The sequence below is a fragment of the Rhodoferax sp. genome (genome assembly GCF_014859475.1).
GTDB lineage: Bacteria > Pseudomonadota > Gammaproteobacteria > Burkholderiales > Burkholderiaceae_C > Rhodoferax.
In genome coordinates this window covers 1-17534 of sequence record NZ_JACUUE010000044.1, presented here as the reverse complement: position 1 = coordinate 17534, position 17534 = coordinate 1, and the positions used below count along the sequence as shown (strand labels likewise).

Here is a 17534-nt window from a genome sequence, read left to right as displayed (position 1 = left end):
GGGTAGTCGCGGCTGAAGTGCAGTCCCCGGCTCTCATGGCGCGCCTGGGCGCTGCGCACGATCAGGTCGGCCACCTGCACCAGGTTGCGCAGTTCCAGCAGGTCGCGGGTAACGTGAAAGCGCGAGTAGAACTCATGAATTTCACCTTGCAGCAAGGCCACGCGGTGGGCGGCGCGGTCCAGGCGCTTGTTGGTGCGCACAATGCCCACGTAATCCCACATGAAGCGGCGCAGCTCGTCCCAGTTGTGCGAGATCACCACCATTTCGTCAGGGTCGCTGACGCGGCTGTCGTCCCAGGCCGGCAAGCTGGCGGTGAGCTGGCGCATGCTGTGCCCGATGTCTTGGGCCGCCGCCTGGGCAAACACCATGCATTCCACCAGTGAGTTGCTGGCCAGCCGGTTGGCGCCGTGCAGGCCGCTGCAGGCGGTTTCGCCAATGGCGTACAAACCGTCCAGGTCGGTGCGCCCGTCCAGGTCGGCCAGCACGCCGCCGCAGGTGTAGTGGGCGGCGGGCACCACAGGGATGGGCTGTTTGGCGATGTCGATGCCGAGCTCCAGGCAGCGTGCGTAAATGTTGGGGAAATGCTCCTTGAGGAAGCTCAGCGGCTGGTGCGAGATGTCAAGATAGACGCAGTCGAAACCGCCTTTTTTCATCTCGAAGTCGATGGCGCGCGCCACCACGTCGCGCGGCGCCAGTTCCAGTCGGGGGTCGTGCTGCTCCATGAAGCGTGTGCCGTCGGGCAGCAACAGGCGCCCGCCCTCACCGCGCACCGCTTCGCTGATCAAAAACGACTTGGCGTGCGGGTGGTAGAGGCAGGTCGGGTGGAACTGGATGAACTCCATGTTTTGCACCCGGCAACCGGCACGCCAAGCCGCAGCGATGCCGTCGCCGGTGGCGGTGTCGGGGTTGGTGGTAAAGAGGTAAACCTTGCCGGCGCCACCGGTCGCCAGGATGGTTTGTGGCGCCTCGAAAGTCAGCACCTGGTCAGTGGCGTCGTCAAGCGCATACAGCCCCAGGCAGCGTTTGCCCGGCAGGCCAAGTTTTTCGGTGGTGATCAGGTCCACCAGCGTGTGCTGCTCGAACAGCGTGATGTTGGGGGTCTTTTTCACCTGCTCGATCAGCGTGCGCTGCACCGCGGCACCGGTGGCGTCGGTCACATGCACGATGCGCCGCGCGCTGTGGCCGCCTTCGCGGGTCAGGTGCAGGTGGCCATCTTCTTCGGAAAACGGCACGCCCAGGGTTTGCAGCCAGGCAATGGCTTTGGGCGCGTTTTCCACCACCTTGCGGGTAGCAGCCAGGTCGCACAAACCGGCGCCGGCCACCTGCGTGTCGGCAATGTGGGCGTCAAACGTGTCGTCCTTGCTCCAGACCGCCGCGATGCCGCCCTGGGCCCAGCCGGTGGAGCCTTCCGCAACCGCGCGTTTGGTGATGACCGCGACGCGTTTGGTGGGTGCCAGCAGCAGGGCAGAACTGAGTCCGGCCAGGCCACTGCCGACGATCAAAACGTCAAAATGAAGGGTGGCTTGGGGTGCATTGGATTGGCGAGTGGACATGAGAATTCCCGGTTGGGTTTAAGAGGGGGTGTAGGCTAGCCGCACATAAATGGGTGCAAAGGCCTCGGCCTGGGTGATGTCGATCAGGGTTTCCTTGGCTAATTCGAGCAGCGCGATGAAGGTAACAACCAGCACCGGCGCGCCCTTGACCGGGTCAAACAAGGCTTCGAACTCAACAAAGCGGCGGCCCTGCAATTTTTTCAGGACCATGCTCATGTGCTCACGCACCGACAGCTCTTCGCGCGTGATTTTGTGGCGCTGCACCAGTGTGGCGCGCTGCAAGATGGCTTGCCAGGCCTGTTGCAGGTCGCTCAAGGCGACTTCCGGGAAACGCGGTGCCAGCGACTGCTCGATGTAAATCTGGGCGCGCAGAAAATCGCGTCCCAACTGGGGCAGGTCGTTGAGCCGGGCCGCAGCCAGTTTCATCTGCTCGTACTCCAGCAGGCGGCGCACCAGCTCGGCGCGCGGGTCTTCGGCCTCTTGGCCGTCAGCCACATGCTTGGGCGGCAGCAGCATGCGCGATTTGATCTCGATCAGCATGGCCGCCATCAGCAGGTACTCGGCGGCCAGTTCCAGATTGCGGTGGCGAATTTCCTCCACGTAGGTGAGGTACTGACGCGTCAGCCCGGCCATGGGGATGTCGAGAATGTTGAAGTTTTGTTTGCGGATCAGGTACAGCAGCAAATCCAGCGGGCCTTCGAAGGCCTCCAGAAACACCTCCAGCGCATCCGGCGGGATGTACAAATCCTGCGGCATGGCAAACAGCGGTTCGCCATAGAGGCGCGCCACGGCGACCTGATCAACCACCATGGGCATGCCAGCCAGGGCCTGGCTGGTGCCAGCATCGAGCGTGGCGGTGTCAACCATTGAGGGAGTGGTGTGCTATCGGGATAGCTGAGCGCCCTTGGTGACAAGGGCTACAGACCTGAGGACGATTACTTGCTTTCAGTCTGATAGACGTACGGCTTTTGCGCGACCTGCGCGGCGCGGTACGCTTCCCAGGCTTCACGATTGACCGTTTTGTCCCACAGCAATTCACGGCCCTCGCGCTGGCGGGCTGCTATGCCCGGATCTTTGGCTATGAGCTGATCGATGAACTGGGTGACATCGGATTGGTACAGGGGACGGTAAAAAATGTTCATGAAAAGACCTCTTTGCGGCATTCTAACGGCGACCCGTTTGGCCGTGCATTTATGCTTTGTTCCGATGATTGATGGGCCGGATCAATAGCGTCATCTGTTAGGATGTTTACGAAAGAGGTTCTGCAGTGACTACGGTTTGTCAATTTGATTCCCTGGTTCTTTTCCAAGAGGCGTTGCCCGCATGACACCGTTTGCATTGGCTTACGGCGCGATTGTGGCCACGCTGCTGTCTGGCCTGGTGGCCTGCCTGGCGGTGCGCCGGCATCCTGGCTATTTGCATTTCGGTTCTTTTTTCTTCCTGTTTTTGTCGGGTGCTGCCAACGTGGCAGCAGGTGGCTGGGCGCTGCTTGGTAACCTGACCCTGGCCGACCGCTTCGAGATGGGGCTGCCATGGCTGGCCTGGCATTTGCGAATCGACCCCTTGAGCGGTTTTTTTCTGGTGTTGCTGGGCACGCTGCTACTCGCTGTCGCGCTGTACGGCCCGAGCTACACGCGTGAGCTCACCCGCGGTGAGGCGCAGCAACCGCTGCCGCCGCTGGGCATCTTCACCGCGCTGTTCGTGCTGGGCATGCAAGGGCTGCTGCTGGCTGACGACGCGCTGGTGTTCATGATTTTCTGGGAGTTGATGTCGCTGTCGGGCTACTTTCTGGTGGCTTACCAGCACCAGCATGCGGCCAACCGCAGCGCCGCTTTCATTTACCTGTTGCTGGCGCACGTGGGCGCGCTGGTCATTTTGCTGTCGTTTGGCGTGCTGGCGGCGTTTGGCGGTGGCCTGAGCTTTGAGCAGATGCGCGCCGCGCCCTTGTCGCCGCTGTGGGCCAGCATTGGCTTTGCCTGCGCCTTTATCGGTTTTGGCACCAAGTCGGGCATGGTGCCGCTGCACGTCTGGTTGCCCGAGGCGCACCCGGTGGCACCGTCGCACATCTCGGCGCTGATGAGCGGTGCCATGATCAAGATGGGCATTTACGGCATGGTGCGCGTGATTTTTGATCTGATCGGCGAGGTGCAGTGGGAATGGGGCATGGTGGTACTGGTCTTCGGCACAGCTTCTTCCGTGCTGGGTGTGCTTTACGCGCTGATGCAGCACGACCTGAAACGCCTGCTGGCCTACCATTCCATCGAGAACATTGGCATCATCTTGATGGGCTTGGGCATGTCGATGATTTTTCTGGGCAACGGCCACCAGATGCTCGGCACGCTGGCACTGGTGGCCGCCCTGTACCATACGCTCAACCACGCGCTGTTCAAGGCGCTGTTGTTCCTGGGCGCCGGCTCGGTGCTGTACCGCACCCATGCGCATGACCTGGACTACATGGGCGGCTTGATTCACCGCATGCCGGTCACTGCGTTTTTGTTCCTGGTGGGCTGCGTGGCCATCTCGGCCTTGCCGCCGTTCAACGGTTTTGTCTCGGAGTGGCTGACCTTTCAGGCCGCGCTGCAGTCGGTGGCGCTGGAAAACGGCCTGTTGCGCGCCACCATCCCGTTTGCCGCCGCGCTGCTGGCGCTCACCGGTGCGCTGGCAGCAGCGTGTTTTGTCAAGGCGTTCGGCATTGCGTTCCTTGGCAAGCCGCGCTCGCACCGTGTGGCGCACGCCCGCGAAGTGCCCGCTGGCATGCTGGCCGGCATGGGCATGCTCGCCGCGCTGTGTTTGTTGTTGGGCGTGTTGCCCAGCACGGTGATCGATGCCATGGCGCCGATCACGCAGCAACTGGTGCACGCCGCGCTGCCCGACGCCACGGCGCAGGGCTGGCTCTGGCTCACCCCCACTGCGCCGCAGGTGGCGTCTTATTCGGCGCCATTCGTGGTGCTGGCGATGGTGCTGGTGTTTGGGCTGGGTTATGTTTTTCTCAAGCGCGGCAGGGCACCGGCAAGGCGCAGCGAACCGTGGGACTGCGGCTTTGGCGGCCTGACGCCGCGCATGCAATACACCTCCACGGCCTTCAGCCAACCGATCCGTCGTGTGTTCCAGGGGGTCTGGAAAGTCGATGAGCATCTTGAAACCGAGACCAGCGCCGGGGCCAACCCGCGCGTGCTGGGCTTGCGCTACCGCTTGCACACGCACGACTGGTCGTGGCTGTGGGGTTATGAGCCCATCGGTCGGCTGGTGCAGGCCGCGGCCAACCGCATCGGCTTCATCCAGACCGGCAACATCCACACCTACCTGAAATTTTCCTTTGTCACGTTATTGGTTTTCTTATGGATCGTGAGCTGATCGCCTGGCTTTTCGCCGCTGCGCAGACGCTGCTGTTCATTGCCGCCGCGCCACTGCTGGCGGGCTGGGTTCAGCGCGTCAAGTGCCACATGCAAAACCGCAGCGCGCCCGCGCCGTGGCAGCCTTACCGCGACTTGGCCAAGCTGTTTGGCAAGCAGATGGTGTTGGCTGGCAATGCCTCATGGTTGTTTCGCGTCACCCCTTATATTGTGTTCGGTGCCATGTTGCTGGCTGCGTCGGTGATGCCGCTGATCGTGGTGCAGGTGCCAACGGCAGCCATTGCCGACGTGATCGTGCTGGTGGGTTTCTTTGCGCTGGCGCGCTTTTTTACCGCACTGGCCGGTCTCGACATCGGCACGGCTTTTGGCGGCATGGGCGCCTCGCGCGAGATGATGGTGGCAGCGCTGGCCGAGCCCGCCATGCTGATGGTGGTGTTCACCTTTTCCATGACGGCGCACACCACCAACCTGTCGGTGGCCACAGCCTACATCGTGCAGCAAGGGCTGTTGTTGCGCCCGTCGTTTCTGTTTGCGCTGCTGGCGCTGGCCATGGTGGCAGTGGCCGAGGCCAGCCGCATTCCGGTGGACAACCCGGCCACCCACCTGGAGCTGACCATGCTGCACGAGGCCATGATCCTCGAATATGGTGGCCGTCACCTGGCGCTGATCGAGTGGGCCAGCTACATCAAGCTGATGATTTACGCCATGCTGATCATCAACTTTGCTTTTCCCTGGGGTATTGCACTCGACTTTTCCATGGCCGCGTTGGCCTTGGGCGTGGTGACTGTGGCAGCCAAGCTGATGCTGCTGGCGGTGGTACTGGTAATTTGGGAGACCGTGCTGGCCAAGATGCGGCTGTTTCGGGTGCCGCAGTTTCTGGGCTTTGCCTTCATGCTGTCTGTGCTGGCCATGCTGACCCAGATCATGCTGGAGGCATCAAGCTAAATGGAATTTGCGCAACTCGGCCTCTACAACCAGGCCATCATTTTGTTTTCGGCGGTGGCCTTGCTGACCTCGTTTTTGATGTTGGCGCAAAGCCGCATGCTCCCGCTCATCTTCACGTTTGCCTGGCAGGGGTTTTTGCTGGCCACGGTGACGGTGCTGGTGGCCATTGTTTCCGATCACCCGCATTTGCTGGTGTCGGCTTTTCTCACATTCGCGCTCAAGGTGGTCATCATTCCGTGGCTGCTGTACCGGCTCAGTGTGCAGCTCAAAATGCAATACAACGCCGAGCAGATTCCCCACCCCACGCTGCTGCTCATTGCCGGGGTGGCGCTGGTGATCTTCAGCTACTTCGTCTCCAAGTCGATCGTCCACCTGTCGGGCCTGGCCACGCGCAACACCATTGCCGTGAGCGTGGCCATCGAGCTGTTGGGCATGCTGCTGATGTGCGTGCGCAAGTCGGCGGTGGCGCAAGTGATCGGTTTCATGTCGATGGAAAGCGGCATCTTTTTTGCTGCCTCGGTGTCCACCTACGGCATGCCGCTGATCGTGGAACTTGGGGTGGCGTTCGACATTCTGGTGGCCTCCATTTTGTTTGGCGTGTTCTTTTTCCATCTGAAAGATTCGTTTGGCACGCTTGACGTGGGCCAGTACAACCGCCTCAGCGAAGCCAACGCATCGCAATTTCCGGCGCCCGAGCAGGCGCTGGGCCAGCCAGTGCCCGGAGACCATTCATGACGCTGCTCGAAACCACCTTGCTGGCGCCACTGGTGGGCGGGTTGGTGCTGGCCGTCCTGGGTCACCGGCCCATTGCCGGCTGGATCAACATCGGTGTCGGCATCATCACTTTTGGTGCCTCGCTGGCGATGGCGCTCGACGTCTTTGCCCACGGGCCGCAACTGTCGCCAAGCCGCATGTTCTACATTGACGCGTTCAATGTTTATCTGGTGGTGCTGACGGCTTTTGTCGGCCTGACCACGTCGATCTTTTCACGCCCCTACATGCGCCACGAGGTCGCGATCGGCCGCGTCACCGACCGCCGCTTGCGCCTGTACCATGCCATGTACCAGTGTTTTCTGTTTTCGATGCTGCTGGCGCTGTCCACCAACAACCTCGGCGTGCTCTGGGTGGCGATGGAGCTGGCCACGCTGACCACCGTGCTGCTGGTGTCGCTGTACCGCACGCCCGAGGCGATCGAGGCGGCCTGGAAATACTTTATTTTGTGCGGCGTCGGTATTGCTCAGGCGCTGTTTGGCACCGTGCTGATCTATTTTGCCGCCGAGAACAAGCTCGGCGCCGGGCGTGACGACACCCTGCTGTGGACCGTGTTGCACGATGCCGCCGCGAGCAACCTCGACCCGGCGGTGATCACGCTGGCCTTCGTCTTCCTGCTGGTGGGCTACGGCACCAAAGTGGGCCTGGTGCCACTGCACAACTGGCTGCCCGACGCCCACTCCGAAGGCCCCACGCCGATGTCGGCGGTGCTCTCAGGCCTGTTGCTCAACGTGGCGCTGTATGCGCTGGTGCGCGTCAAGATGCTGGTCGATGCCTCGCTCAACACCAACCTCGCGGGCCATCTGATGATGGGCTTCGGTCTGCTGTCATTCACCGTGGCAGGCTTGTTTTTGCACCGCCAGCACGACGTCAAGCGCATGTTCAGCTATTCGTCGATCGAGCACATGGGCCTGATCACCTTTGGTTTTGGCATGGGCGGGCCGCTCGCCACCTTTGGCGCGCTGCTGCACATGACGGTGCACTCGCTCACCAAGTCGGCCATCTTCATCACCGTGGGCCACGCCTGCCAGTTGGCAGGCACCCAGCGCATTGACCAGATTCGCGGCCTCATCCGCACCCAGCCCGCCATTGGCTGGGGCTTGCTGATCGGCACCGTATCGATTGCCGGTTTCCCGCCGTTCGGGGTCTTTATCAGCGAATTTTTGTTGCTGATGGCGACCATGAAGGAGTGGCCGTGGCTCACCATTCCGCTGTTGGTGGGTTTCGGCGTGGCTTTTGCCGGGCTGTTCCGGCACATCCAGCGCATGGTGTTCGGCGAGCCGCCGCCCGGGCAACTGCCGGTGCAAGCCAACATGCTGCCGGTGGTGCTGCATCTGGTGCTGGTGTTGTGGCTGGGGCTGGCCATTCCGATGTTTTTGTCGCGCTGGTTCGAGCAGGCCACGGTGCTGATCACGGGGGCGTCGCCGCTATGAGCGCGCCGACCAATGCCACAGCTTTGCTGGCGCGCTTGCAGGCCAGCGGGCTGGCGCTGCAAGCGCAAGACGGGCTGGCACCGGCACAACTGGTGGCGGTGGCGGCACCAGACTGGGGCCGTATGGCGCAAGAGGCCAGTGCGCTAGGCTGGCGCTGGGTAAGCGTTTGGGCGCAGGAGCTCGATGCCGACACTGGCATTGACGCTGCTGCGGGCGCTGCTGGCGCGGTGGGCGAAGTGGGCGAAGTAGTGGCTGAAGCAGGTCCGGTGCTGCAAGTCAACGCCTGTTTTGAGCACGGCGGTGCTTATCTGGTGGCGCGTACCCACGTGCCGCGCGCGCATCCCTTGCTGGCGTCGCACACGCCGCTTTACCCGGGGGCTGACCGGCCCGAGCGCCATGTGCACGATTTGCTCGGGGTGGTGTTTACCGACCATCCCGACAGGCGGCGCTGGACGCGCCACCAGGCCTGGGCCAAGTCCGAGCATCCGCTGCGTCGTGATTACCCGGTGGCGGGGCAACCCGCGGAACTCACACCGCCGGACTGCCGTTACAACTTTCTGCAAGCCCAGGGCAGTGGCGTGTACGAGATTCCGGTGGGGCCGGTACACGCCGGCATCATCGAGCCCGGTCACTTCCGCTTTCAGGCAGTCGGCGAAACGGTGCTGCGGCTCGAACAGCACCTGGCGTACACCCACAAGGGCATCGAAAAAATTGCCGAAGGGCGCGACGCGGCTGGCTTGGCACGGTTGGCCGGGCGCGTCTCGGGCGACAGCACGGTGGCGCATGCCTGGGCTGCGTGCATGGCGATGGAGCGTGCCGCTGGGCTGGAAGTGCCCGTGCGCGCCCTGTGGCTGCGCGCCCTGCTGTGCGAGCGCGAGCGCGTGGCCAACCATGTGGGCGACATGGGCGCGATGCTCAACGACATCGGTTTTGCCTTTGGTGCCATGCAGTTTTCACGCCTGCGCGAGGCCTGGCAGCGCGTCTCGAATGAGGTCTTTGGCCACCGCTTCATAATGGATGTGGTGGTGCCCGGCGGCGTGGCCATGGACTTGCAGCCGCTTTGGCTGCCCATTTTGCGTGACGAAGCGCAAGCTATGCGCCTGCAGGTGCTCAAGCTGATGGCCATCATCAACAACCTGACCTCGGTCGAAGACCGCGTGCGCGGCACCGGCATTCTCAAGGCCGAAGACGCCAAAGCGCTGGGCTGCGTCGGCTATGTCGGGCGCGCCAGCGGCCAAAACTTTGATGTGCGCCGCGATGCGCCCTATGCGCCCTATGACGGCTTGAGCGTGCAAGTGCCGCTGCACCGCTACGGCGACGTCAACGCCCGCGCGCGCGTGCGGCTGGAAGAAATGGCCGCGTCGTTCGATCTGATTGAAGCGTTGCTCGACGACCTGCCCGGCGGGCCGGTGCTGACACCCTGGCAAAGCCCACCGGAAGGCGCCGAAGGGCTGGGCCTGGTCGAGGGCTGGCGCGGCGAAATTCTGACTTATGTGCGTTTTGGCGCTGACGGGCGGGTGGCCCGGTTTTTCCCGCGCGACCCGTCGTGGACCACCTGGCCGGCGCTGGAATTGCTGGTTCACGACAACATCGTGCCCGACTTTCCCATTTGCAACAAATCGGTCAACGGCTCCTACAGCGGGGCCGACCTTTAAGCGATTTCATTCACCATGCTGCGCATTCTCGGAAAAATCCAACACATCGGCATCATCACCGAACCGGTGCCCAAGCTCGACGAGCCGGCGCTGAGCGAGGTTGGCGTCCAGCTCAAGGCCCATATTGGCGAACGCTTTAATGGCAGCCTGGCCATTCGCGAGGTCGATGCCGGCTCGTGCAACGGCTGCGAGCTTGAGATTCAGATGCTGGGCAACCCCTACTACAGCATCGAGCGTTTTGGCGTGCACTTTGTTGCCAGTCCGCGCTTTGCCGACCTGCTGCTGGTCACCGGCCCGGTGTCGCGCCACATGCAGGCTGCCTTGCTCAGCACCTATGCCGCCATGCCCGAGCCGCGTCTGGTGATCGCCGTGGGTCATTGCGGTGCCGATGGCGGCGAGTTTGGCACCAGCTACGCGTCGTGCGGCGCGGTGGCCAACGTGATTCCGGTTGATGCCGTCATTCGCGGTTGCCCGCCCACGCCGCTGGCGCTGATGCGCGGCATTCTGGAGGCCATCGGCCAGCGCTGAGCCCGGTTGCCGTGGCGACGGGCGCACGCTGGCGGGCGCATGGCTCGGCGGGTGTAAACTTTGCCCCCTCGCAACCGCCGCTCTCTACCCTGCTTATGACCTCCTTGTTTCATCCCACGACCTGGGTCCATCTGGATTGGGTACTGGTCGTGGTGGTGGCTTGGTTGCTGATTGGCGTGCTCGGTATCGTGGCGTTGCGACGCTTCAGGTTTGTTGCCATTGTGCTGTTTCCTGTAGGCGCCTTGTTTTCGGTGCTGCTGCTGGCGGTGTCGCTGAGCGCGGTATTCAGCGGGCCAGAAACCGCCATCCTGCCGCTGGGTTTGCCGCAGCTGCCGTTTCACTTGCGGCTCGACAGTCTTTCTGCGTTCTTCCTGATCATCATCGGCGGTGTTTCGGTGGGGGTTTCCACCTTTGCCGCAGGTTATTTTCGCCAGGGTGAGGGCACGCCGCCCGGTTTGATCTGCCTGGAGTACCACGTTTTTCTGGCCAGCATTGCGATGGTCGTGATTGCCGATGATGCCTACCTGTTCATGGTGGTCTGGGAAACCATGGCGCTGTCATCGTTCTTTCTGGTGCTGGCCAACCACCGAATTCCCGCCATTCGCGACGCCGGCTACATCTACATGCTGGTGGCGCACGTCGGCGCGCTGGCTATTTTGCTGTGTTTTGGCTTGCTGCAGGCCAACACCGGTGACTACACCTTTGCCAATATGCGGCAACAGCACCTGACGCCATTCTGGGGTTCGGTGGCTTTTGTGCTGGCGGTGTTCGGTTTTGGCGCCAAGGCGGGTTTGCTGCCGCTGCACGTCTGGCTGCCCGAGGCGCACCCGGCAGCGCCGTCGCCGTTTTCTGCGCTGATGAGCGGTGTGATGCTCAAGATTGCGCTGTACGGCATTTTGCGCGTCGGCTTTGACCTGTTGCAGGAGCAAATCTGGTGGTGGGGCGTGCTGCTGATGGGCGTGGGCCTGCTCACTGCCTTGTTTGGCGTGGTGTTCTCGACCGTGCAGGTGGAGATGAAACGCCTGCTGGCCTACTCAAGCATCGAAAACATTGGCCTGATCTGTGCCGGCCTGGGCCTGTCGTTGCTGTTTCGGGCCTACGACATGAAGGCCTTGTCGGCACTGGCGCTGACAGCCGCCATGTACCACATGCTGGCCCATGCCTTCTTCAAGAGCCTGCTGTTTTGCAGCACCGGCGCCGTGATGCACGCCACCGGCGAGCGCAGTCTGGGCAGGCTCGGCGGGCTGATGCGCTACATGCCCTGGGTGGCCTGGCCCACGCTTGTCGGGGCGCTGGCGTGTGCTGGTCTGCCACCCTTTGGCGGCTTCATCGCCGAATGGCTGCTGCTGCAAAGTTTTCTGTTCACCACCGGTTTGCCAAGTTCGTTCCTGGACATGCTGGTGCCTGTGATGGCGGCGCTGATCGCGCTGATTGCAGCGCTCTCGGGCTACACCATGGTCAAGTACTTTGGCGTTATCTTTCTGGGCCAGCCGCGCGAGGAAAACCTGGCGCACGCGCACGATGCCGGCCCCTGGGAGCGTCTGGGTATGGTTTGGCTGGTGCTCGGCTGCGTGGTGCTGGGGCTGATGCCAAGCCAGGTGATCGCCATGATCGACACCACCAGCGTGCTGCTGGTGGGCACCGGGCTGGCGCACACGCTGGCCGACAGCAGTTGGCTGCTGGTGCCGGTGAGCATCGAGCGCGCCAGCTATTCACCCATCATCTTTTTGCTGGGCGTGCTGGCCAGCATGGGGTTGGCATTCTGGCTGGTGCGCAAGCTCTACCATGGGCGGCTGCGCCGGGTGCCGCCGTGGGACTGCGGTTACCCTTGGCAAACTGCGCGTATGCAAGATACGGCCGAAGGCTTTGGCCAGCCGATCAGGCAAATTTTTGAACCCTTCTTTCGCATGAAGCGCCAGCTGCCGAGCGCCTTTGACGCGCAACCGAGCTACAAGGTCACGGTTGAAGACCCGCTGTGGTACTGGCTCTACCTGCCGGTGGCCTGGCTGGTCGAGCGCGTGTCCCGCATCATTGGCTTGCTCCAGCAGGGCCGTATTGCGGTCTATCTGATGTACAGCTTTATCACCCTGATTGTGGTGTTGCTGGCGGTGAAGCGATGAGCTGGCTGGGTGCATTTTCTCAATTACTGGCGCTGGTGATGGCGCTGCTGTTGGCGCCGTTGCTCACCGGCTGGGTCAACCAGTGGCGTGCCCGCTTTCAAAACAAGTCGGCACCGGGTTTGTTGCAGCCGTACCGCATGTTGCACAAGCTGTTCAACAAAGAGTCGGTGATGGCCGAGCACGCTTCGCCTTTGTACCGCACCGCGCCTTACATCGTCTTTAGTTGCATGCTGTTGGCCTGCGCCATCATTCCCACCCTGTCCACCGATCTGCCTTTGTCGCCAGCGGCCGATGCGATTGCGCTGGTGGGGCTGTTTGCATTGGCACGGGTCTTCATTTCACTGGCCGCCATGGATGTGGGCACGGCGTTTGGGTCACTTGGGGCACGCCGTGAAATGCTGGTTGGGTTTTTGGCCGAACCGGCCTTGCTGATGGTGCTCTTCATCGCCTCCATGATCACCCGCTCGACTTCGCTCACGACCATTGTCGAGACGCTGGCGCATCGCGAGTTTGCCATTTACCCGAGCCTGCTGCTGGCCGGTGTGGCCTTCACCATGGTGTCATTGGCTGAAAACGCGCGGGTGCCGGTGGACAACCCCGACACCCACCTCGAACTCACCATGATTCACGAATCGATGATCCTGGAGTATTCGGCGCGCCACCTGGCGCTGATGGAGTGGGCCGCCTCGCTCAAGCTGTTCGCCTATTCCTGTGCCGGCCTGGCGCTCTTTTTCCCCTGGGGCGTGGCCGAGGCTCATGCGCCGTTGGCGCTGCTGCTGGCATTGCCGGTGCTGATTTTCAAATTGGCCATTGGTGGTTTTTTGCTGGCCCTCATTGAAACCCTGAGTGCCAAGATGCGCATCTTTCGGGTACCCGAGTTTCTTGGCACGGCCTTTTTGTTGGCCGTGCTGGGCTTGCTGGTGAACGTGTTGCTGGGGGTCGGATGATTGCCAAATTTGCCCCGCAGCTGATCAACCTGTTTGCCACGCTGATTTTGTTGCTCTCGTTTGCCATGATTTCGCAGCGCCGCATCGTCACGCTGATCAACCTGTTCATGCTTCAGGGGGCCGCGCTGGTGGCGGCTTCGTTCTTGCTGGGCTACGTGACTGACAACCACGAACTTTATATCTCGGGTGGGCTGACACTGGTGCTCAAGGTGATTTTCATCCCGTGGATGCTGCACCGGGTGATTCGCAAGCTCAATGTGCGCTGGGACGTTGAAACCCTGCTCAATGTGCCGACCACCATGCTGGTTGGCATTGGACTGGTGATTCTGGCGTTCAGCCTGGCGCTGCCGGTGTCACGCCTGTCGAGCGCGCTGGCCGGTGGCTCGCTCGGCATTGCGCTGGCCTGCATTTTGTTGTCGTTCATGATGATGATCACGCGCTCCAAGGCGGTGCCGCAGGTGATCGGCTTTTTGTCGATGGAAAACGGTCTCATTTTTGCCGCCACCGCCGTCACCAACGGTATGCCGATGATCGTCGAGTTTGGCGTGGCGCTCGACGTGCTGGTGGGGGTGTTGATATTGGGCGTTTTCATGTTTCAGATTCGCGAGAAATTCGACACGCTGGACATCCATAACCTTGAATCGCTCAAGGAAGACTAAGCATGCAGGCCCTCTATTTTGTTCTTGGTGTGCCGTTGCTGGGCGGCGTGGCGCTGGCCCTGGTGGGCCACCGTGCTTATGCCCGTGACGTCAACGTGGTCTTCAGTCTGCTGACTTTTCTGGCGTCGTGCGTGCTTACAGCGCAGGTCATCAACAACGGGCCGCAGTTGCTCTTGCAAGACCAGTTTTTCATTGACCCGCTGAACGTATTTCTGGTCACGCTCACCGCCTTTGTCGGCCTGACCACGGCCATTTTCTCGCGCCCCTACATGCGCATCGAGCAAGACCACGGCAAGATGACGCCGCCGCGCATGCGCCTGTACCACAGCATGTACCAGCTGTTCAGCTTCACCATGCTGCTGGGCTTCACCACCAACAATCTGGGCATCATCTGGGTCGCCATGGAAGCCGCCACGCTGACCACCGTGCTGCTGGTCAGCGTGTATCGCACCACCGCCAGTCTGGAGGCGGCCTGGAAGTATTTCATCTTGTGCGGGGTTGGCATTGCGCAGGCGCTGTTCGGCACCATTTTGTTGTACATGGCCGCTGAGAAAGTGCTCGGCCCCGAGCACGCGACGCTGCTGTGGACCAACCTTAACGACATCAAGGGCCAGCTTGACCCGACCATCATCACGCTGGCATTTGTCTTTTTGCTGATTGGCTACGGCACCAAGATTGGCATGGTACCGCTGCACAGCTGGCTGCCCGACGCGCACGCCGAAGGCCCCACGCCGGTTTCTGCCGTGCTCTCGGGGCTGCTGCTCAATGTGGCCATGTACGCGGTGCTGCGCTGCAAGGTGCTCACCGACGGCGCGCTCGACAACGACATGGCGGGTGAGTTGATGATGGGTTTTGGCCTGCTCTCGGTTACTGTGGCGGCGTTCTTTTTGTCGCGCCAGAAGGACGTCAAGCGCATGTTCTCTTATTCGAGCATCGAACACATGGGCATGATCACCTTTGCCTTCGGCATGGGCGGGCCGGTGGCCAACTTTGCCGGGCTGCTGCACATGACGGTGCACTCGCTGGTCAAGTCGGCCATCTTCTTTACTGTGGGCCACGCCACGCAAAAGGCTGGCACGCAAGTGATGAGCGAGATTCGCGGCCTGATCAAGGTCAACCCCAACGTGGGTTGGGGCTTGATGCTCAGCGTGATGGCCATTCTGGGCATGCCGCCGTTTGGCGTGTTTGCCAGTGAATTCCTGATTTTGACCACAGCCATGCGCGAGCAACCCTGGGCGGCACCGTTTTTGTTTCTGGGGCTTGGCATCGCCTTTGCCTCGATCCTGGTCCGGGTGTTGCCAATGGTGTTTGGCGACACCACGCTGAAGCCGCTGGCACATCCACCGGCGCTGATCCCGGTGTTTGTGCACCTGGCGCTGGCGCTGGTGTTGGGACTGTTCATTCCACCTTATTTGAACGACTGGTACGTGCAAGCGGCCAGCATGCTGGGAGGCTGAGCGCATGCGGATTGCCGGACTCGATGTTGAATTTGCCGCCTTGCCCGCGCCGGTGCCGGTCTGGCACGCGCAGGTGACTACCGAGCAGTGGCAGACGGCGGCCACCGCCGTGCGCGACGAGGGCGGGCGCCTGCTGGCGCTGTGGGCCGGGCCCATCGGCGACGCAGAAGGCAGCGTAGGCGCGGCTAGCGAACCTGCTTTCATGTACGCAGCCTACGTCACCCTCGAAGGTGCATTCTGGTTGTCCTTGCCGCTGGTGCCGATGGCGCAGATTGGTCGTCAACTGGTTTACCCGGACCTGGCTCCGGTGTTTCCCTGCGCCACACGCATGCAACGCGCCGCCGCCGATCTGTCTGGCGTGCACGCGCTGGGCGCCGAAGACCTGCGCCCCTGGCTCAACCATGGCGCCTGGCCTGCCGACCATTACCCACTGCAGCAAGACCCTGCCAAGCTGCCGCTGGTGCAAGCCACCGAACTCACTGACTACGCGTTTGTGCATGTGGACGGCGACGGCGTGCACGAGATTGCCGTCGGTCCGGTGCATGCGGGCATCATTGAACCCGGCCATTTCCGCTTCAGCATCGTCGGTGAAAAAGTGCTGCGACTGGAGCAGCGCCTGGGCTACACGCACAAGGGTACCGAGCAGCGCATGACGCAACTGGCACCACTGCAAGCCGCCCGGCTGGCGGGGCGTGTCTCGGGCGACAGCACTGTGGCCTACGCCTGGGCCTATTGCATGGCGCTCGAGTCGGCTTGCCAAACCACTATTCCGGCGCGCGCTGCCTGGCTGCGTGCGCTGATGCTCGAGCGCGAACGCATCGCCAGCCACCTGGCCGACCTGGGCGCGCTGGGCAATGATGCCGCCTTTGCATTTGGTCTGGCGCAGTTCTCGCGGCTGCGCGAAGACTGGTTGCGCGCCGCCAAAACGGTTTTTGGCCACCGCCTGATGATGGACTGCATCGTGCCCGGCGGTGTCAACAGCGACATCGACCGCAGCCAGGCCGCGCTGCTGTTGCAGCAGTGCGATGCCGTGGAGCGCGAAGTGCGCACGCTGTTCAACATTTACGAAGCCCATGCCGGCCTGCAAGACCGTTTCATGACCGCTGGCCGTGTGACGCCGGCTTTGGCTTCGCGGCTTGGCTTGACCGGCTTGGCCGGGCGCGCCAGCAGCCAGGCCTGGGACGTGCGTTGCGACCATCCCTTTGTGCCTTACGACGGCATGGAAGTCGCCATGGCCACCCACCATAACGGCGATGTGGCGGCCCGTGTGCTGGTGCGTTTTGACGAATTGTTTGAGTCGATGCGGCTGATCCGGCGCATGCTTGACGAAATGCCGCCGGGCGAGGTGCTGTGCCCGGTACAACTGCCGCAGCAGCCCGCGCGCGGCGCCGGTTGGGTTGAAGGCTGGCGCGGTGAGTTGTTTGTGGCGCTGGAGCTGGCCGGTGCCGACCAAGCTAATCGCATCAAGCGCTGCCACTTGCACGACCCGTCATGGCAAAACTGGCCGGCGCTCGAGCATGCCATCATGGGCAACATCGTGCCCGACTTTCCGCTCATCAACAAGTCGTTCAACCTCAGCTATTCAGGGCAGGATTTATGATCTGGAAAGTGGTCAAGCAAATTGCCAAAACCGGCATTCGCACCGAAGCCGCGCCCGACATCGGTGCCGATGAGGCCGCGCAAGCCGCACGCATCCAACAGGATTTGCTCGACATTCTGGGCCAGGCGCTGACCATCCGTTTGGTCGATGCCGGTTCGTGCAATGGCTGTGAGCTGGAGATCAACGCGCTGGGCAACCCTTATTACAACATTGAAGGCCTGGGCATCAAATTTGTCGCGAGCCCACGCCATGCCGACTTGCTGCTGGTCACTGGCCCGGTATCGCGCAACATGGAAACCGCCCTGAAGCGCACCCACGATGCCATCCCTGATCCCAAGCTGGTGGTCGCCGTGGGCGACTGCGCCTGCGATGGCGGCATTTTTGGTGAAAGCTACGCCAGTTGCGGCCGCGTGGCCAACGTGATCCCGGTCGATGAGGTCATTCCCGGCTGCCCGCCGCCGCCTCTGGAGATTTTGCGCGGCATTTTAAAGGCGGTGAGGCGACGCGTGAATG

The 17534-nt window shown here is 62.1% G+C and carries 15 protein-coding genes; 12 read left to right on the top strand and 3 right to left on the bottom strand.

All coding sequences use genetic code 11. The features are described 5' to 3' along the window. From nadB to IBX54_RS06320, 3 genes are all read right to left on the bottom strand, one after another. Nucleotides 1–1553: L-aspartate oxidase (nadB, locus tag IBX54_RS06330; protein ID WP_296541819.1), on the bottom strand; the 1553-nt coding region annotated here is incomplete at its 3' end. A gap of 18 nt (nt 1554–1571) precedes the next feature. Then, nucleotides 1572–2420 (bottom strand): ScpA family protein, encoded by an 849-nt coding sequence (locus tag IBX54_RS06325; RefSeq protein WP_296541818.1) that lies wholly within the window; start codon nt 2418–2420, stop codon nt 1572–1574. A gap of 68 nt (nt 2421–2488) precedes the next feature. Then, the gene (locus IBX54_RS06320) at nt 2489–2695 is read right to left on the bottom strand and encodes a DUF3460 family protein (protein WP_296541817.1); all 207 of its coding nucleotides are present in this window, start codon (nt 2693–2695) and stop codon (nt 2489–2491) included. Between the two features lie 181 nt (nt 2696–2876). Here IBX54_RS06320 and hyfB (IBX54_RS06315) point away from each other — a divergent pair, with 181 nt between their 5' ends. From hyfB (IBX54_RS06315) to IBX54_RS06260, 12 genes are all read left to right on the top strand, one after another. After that, complete coding sequence (hyfB, locus tag IBX54_RS06315) at nt 2877–4907, top strand: hydrogenase 4 subunit B (protein WP_296541816.1); 2031 nt, start codon at nt 2877–2879, stop codon at nt 4905–4907. Next, a complete protein-coding gene (locus tag IBX54_RS06310; protein ID WP_296541815.1) occupies nt 4892–5851 on the top strand; it encodes an NADH-quinone oxidoreductase subunit H in 960 nt (319 codons plus the stop codon). The genes hyfB (IBX54_RS06315) and IBX54_RS06310 overlap by 16 nt, the downstream gene beginning before the upstream one ends. Beyond that, nucleotides 5852–6586 (top strand): formate hydrogenlyase, encoded by a 735-nt coding sequence (locus tag IBX54_RS06305; RefSeq protein WP_296541814.1) that lies wholly within the window; start codon nt 5852–5854, stop codon nt 6584–6586. Then, on the top strand, nt 6583–8055 hold the full coding sequence (locus IBX54_RS06300) for a hydrogenase 4 subunit F (RefSeq protein ID WP_296541813.1): 1473 nt from the start codon (nt 6583–6585) through the stop codon (nt 8053–8055). Before IBX54_RS06305 ends, IBX54_RS06300 begins: the two co-directional genes overlap by 4 nt. Beyond that, nucleotides 8052–9710: an NADH-quinone oxidoreductase subunit C gene (locus IBX54_RS06295; protein ID WP_296541812.1), complete on the top strand. Its 1659-nt coding sequence runs from the start codon at nt 8052–8054 to the stop codon at nt 9708–9710. Before IBX54_RS06300 ends, IBX54_RS06295 begins: the two co-directional genes overlap by 4 nt. A 15-nt stretch (nt 9711–9725) precedes the next feature. Further along, nucleotides 9726–10238: a formate hydrogenlyase gene (locus IBX54_RS06290; protein WP_296541811.1), complete on the top strand. Its 513-nt coding sequence runs from the start codon at nt 9726–9728 to the stop codon at nt 10236–10238. A gap of 95 nt (nt 10239–10333) precedes the next feature. Beyond that, complete coding sequence (gene hyfB, locus IBX54_RS06285) at nt 10334–12358, top strand: hydrogenase 4 subunit B (RefSeq protein ID WP_296541810.1); 2025 nt, start codon at nt 10334–10336, stop codon at nt 12356–12358. Then, nucleotides 12355–13305 carry an NADH-quinone oxidoreductase subunit H gene (locus IBX54_RS06280; RefSeq protein WP_296541809.1) on the top strand — a complete coding sequence of 317 codons (951 nt, stop codon included), beginning with the start codon at nt 12355–12357 and terminating at the stop codon, nt 13303–13305. Before hyfB (IBX54_RS06285) ends, IBX54_RS06280 begins: the two co-directional genes overlap by 4 nt. Beyond that, nucleotides 13305–13964: a formate hydrogenlyase gene (locus IBX54_RS06275; protein WP_296541820.1), complete on the top strand. Its 660-nt coding sequence runs from the start codon at nt 13305–13307 to the stop codon at nt 13962–13964. Before IBX54_RS06280 ends, IBX54_RS06275 begins: the two co-directional genes overlap by 1 nt. Nucleotides 13965–13966: 2 nt before the next feature. Further along, a complete protein-coding gene (locus IBX54_RS06270; RefSeq protein ID WP_296541808.1) occupies nt 13967–15421 on the top strand; it encodes a hydrogenase 4 subunit F in 1455 nt (484 codons plus the stop codon). Nucleotides 15422–15425: 4 nt separating this feature from the next. Next, nucleotides 15426–17021: an NADH-quinone oxidoreductase subunit C gene (locus IBX54_RS06265; protein WP_296541807.1), complete on the top strand. Its 1596-nt coding sequence runs from the start codon at nt 15426–15428 to the stop codon at nt 17019–17021. Then, the coding region (locus IBX54_RS06260) for a formate hydrogenlyase (RefSeq protein WP_296541806.1) at nt 17021–17534 on the top strand (514 nt) is incomplete at its 3' end. The genes IBX54_RS06265 and IBX54_RS06260, both read left to right, overlap by 1 nt.

Excerpts from the sequence above, each read along its gene's own strand:
- IBX54_RS06325 (WP_296541818.1), bottom strand. The coding sequence starts at position 2,420 with ATGGTTGACACCGCCACGCTCGATGCTGGCACCAGCCAGGCCCTGGCT.
- IBX54_RS06320 (WP_296541817.1), bottom strand. The coding sequence starts at position 2,695 with ATGAACATTTTTTACCGTCCCCTGTACCAATCCGATGTCACCCAGTTC.
- hyfB (WP_296541816.1), top strand. The coding sequence starts at position 2,877 with ATGACACCGTTTGCATTGGCTTACGGCGCGATTGTGGCCACGCTGCTG.
- IBX54_RS06310 (WP_296541815.1), top strand. The coding sequence starts at position 4,892 with ATGGATCGTGAGCTGATCGCCTGGCTTTTCGCCGCTGCGCAGACGCTG.
- IBX54_RS06305 (WP_296541814.1), top strand. The coding sequence starts at position 5,852 with ATGGAATTTGCGCAACTCGGCCTCTACAACCAGGCCATCATTTTGTTT.
- IBX54_RS06300 (WP_296541813.1), top strand. The coding sequence starts at position 6,583 with ATGACGCTGCTCGAAACCACCTTGCTGGCGCCACTGGTGGGCGGGTTG.
- IBX54_RS06295 (WP_296541812.1), top strand. The coding sequence starts at position 8,052 with ATGAGCGCGCCGACCAATGCCACAGCTTTGCTGGCGCGCTTGCAGGCC.
- IBX54_RS06290 (WP_296541811.1), top strand. The coding sequence starts at position 9,726 with ATGCTGCGCATTCTCGGAAAAATCCAACACATCGGCATCATCACCGAA.
- hyfB (WP_296541810.1), top strand. The coding sequence starts at position 10,334 with ATGACCTCCTTGTTTCATCCCACGACCTGGGTCCATCTGGATTGGGTA.
- IBX54_RS06280 (WP_296541809.1), top strand. The coding sequence starts at position 12,355 with ATGAGCTGGCTGGGTGCATTTTCTCAATTACTGGCGCTGGTGATGGCG.
- IBX54_RS06270 (WP_296541808.1), top strand. The coding sequence starts at position 13,967 with ATGCAGGCCCTCTATTTTGTTCTTGGTGTGCCGTTGCTGGGCGGCGTG.
- IBX54_RS06265 (WP_296541807.1), top strand. The coding sequence starts at position 15,426 with ATGCGGATTGCCGGACTCGATGTTGAATTTGCCGCCTTGCCCGCGCCG.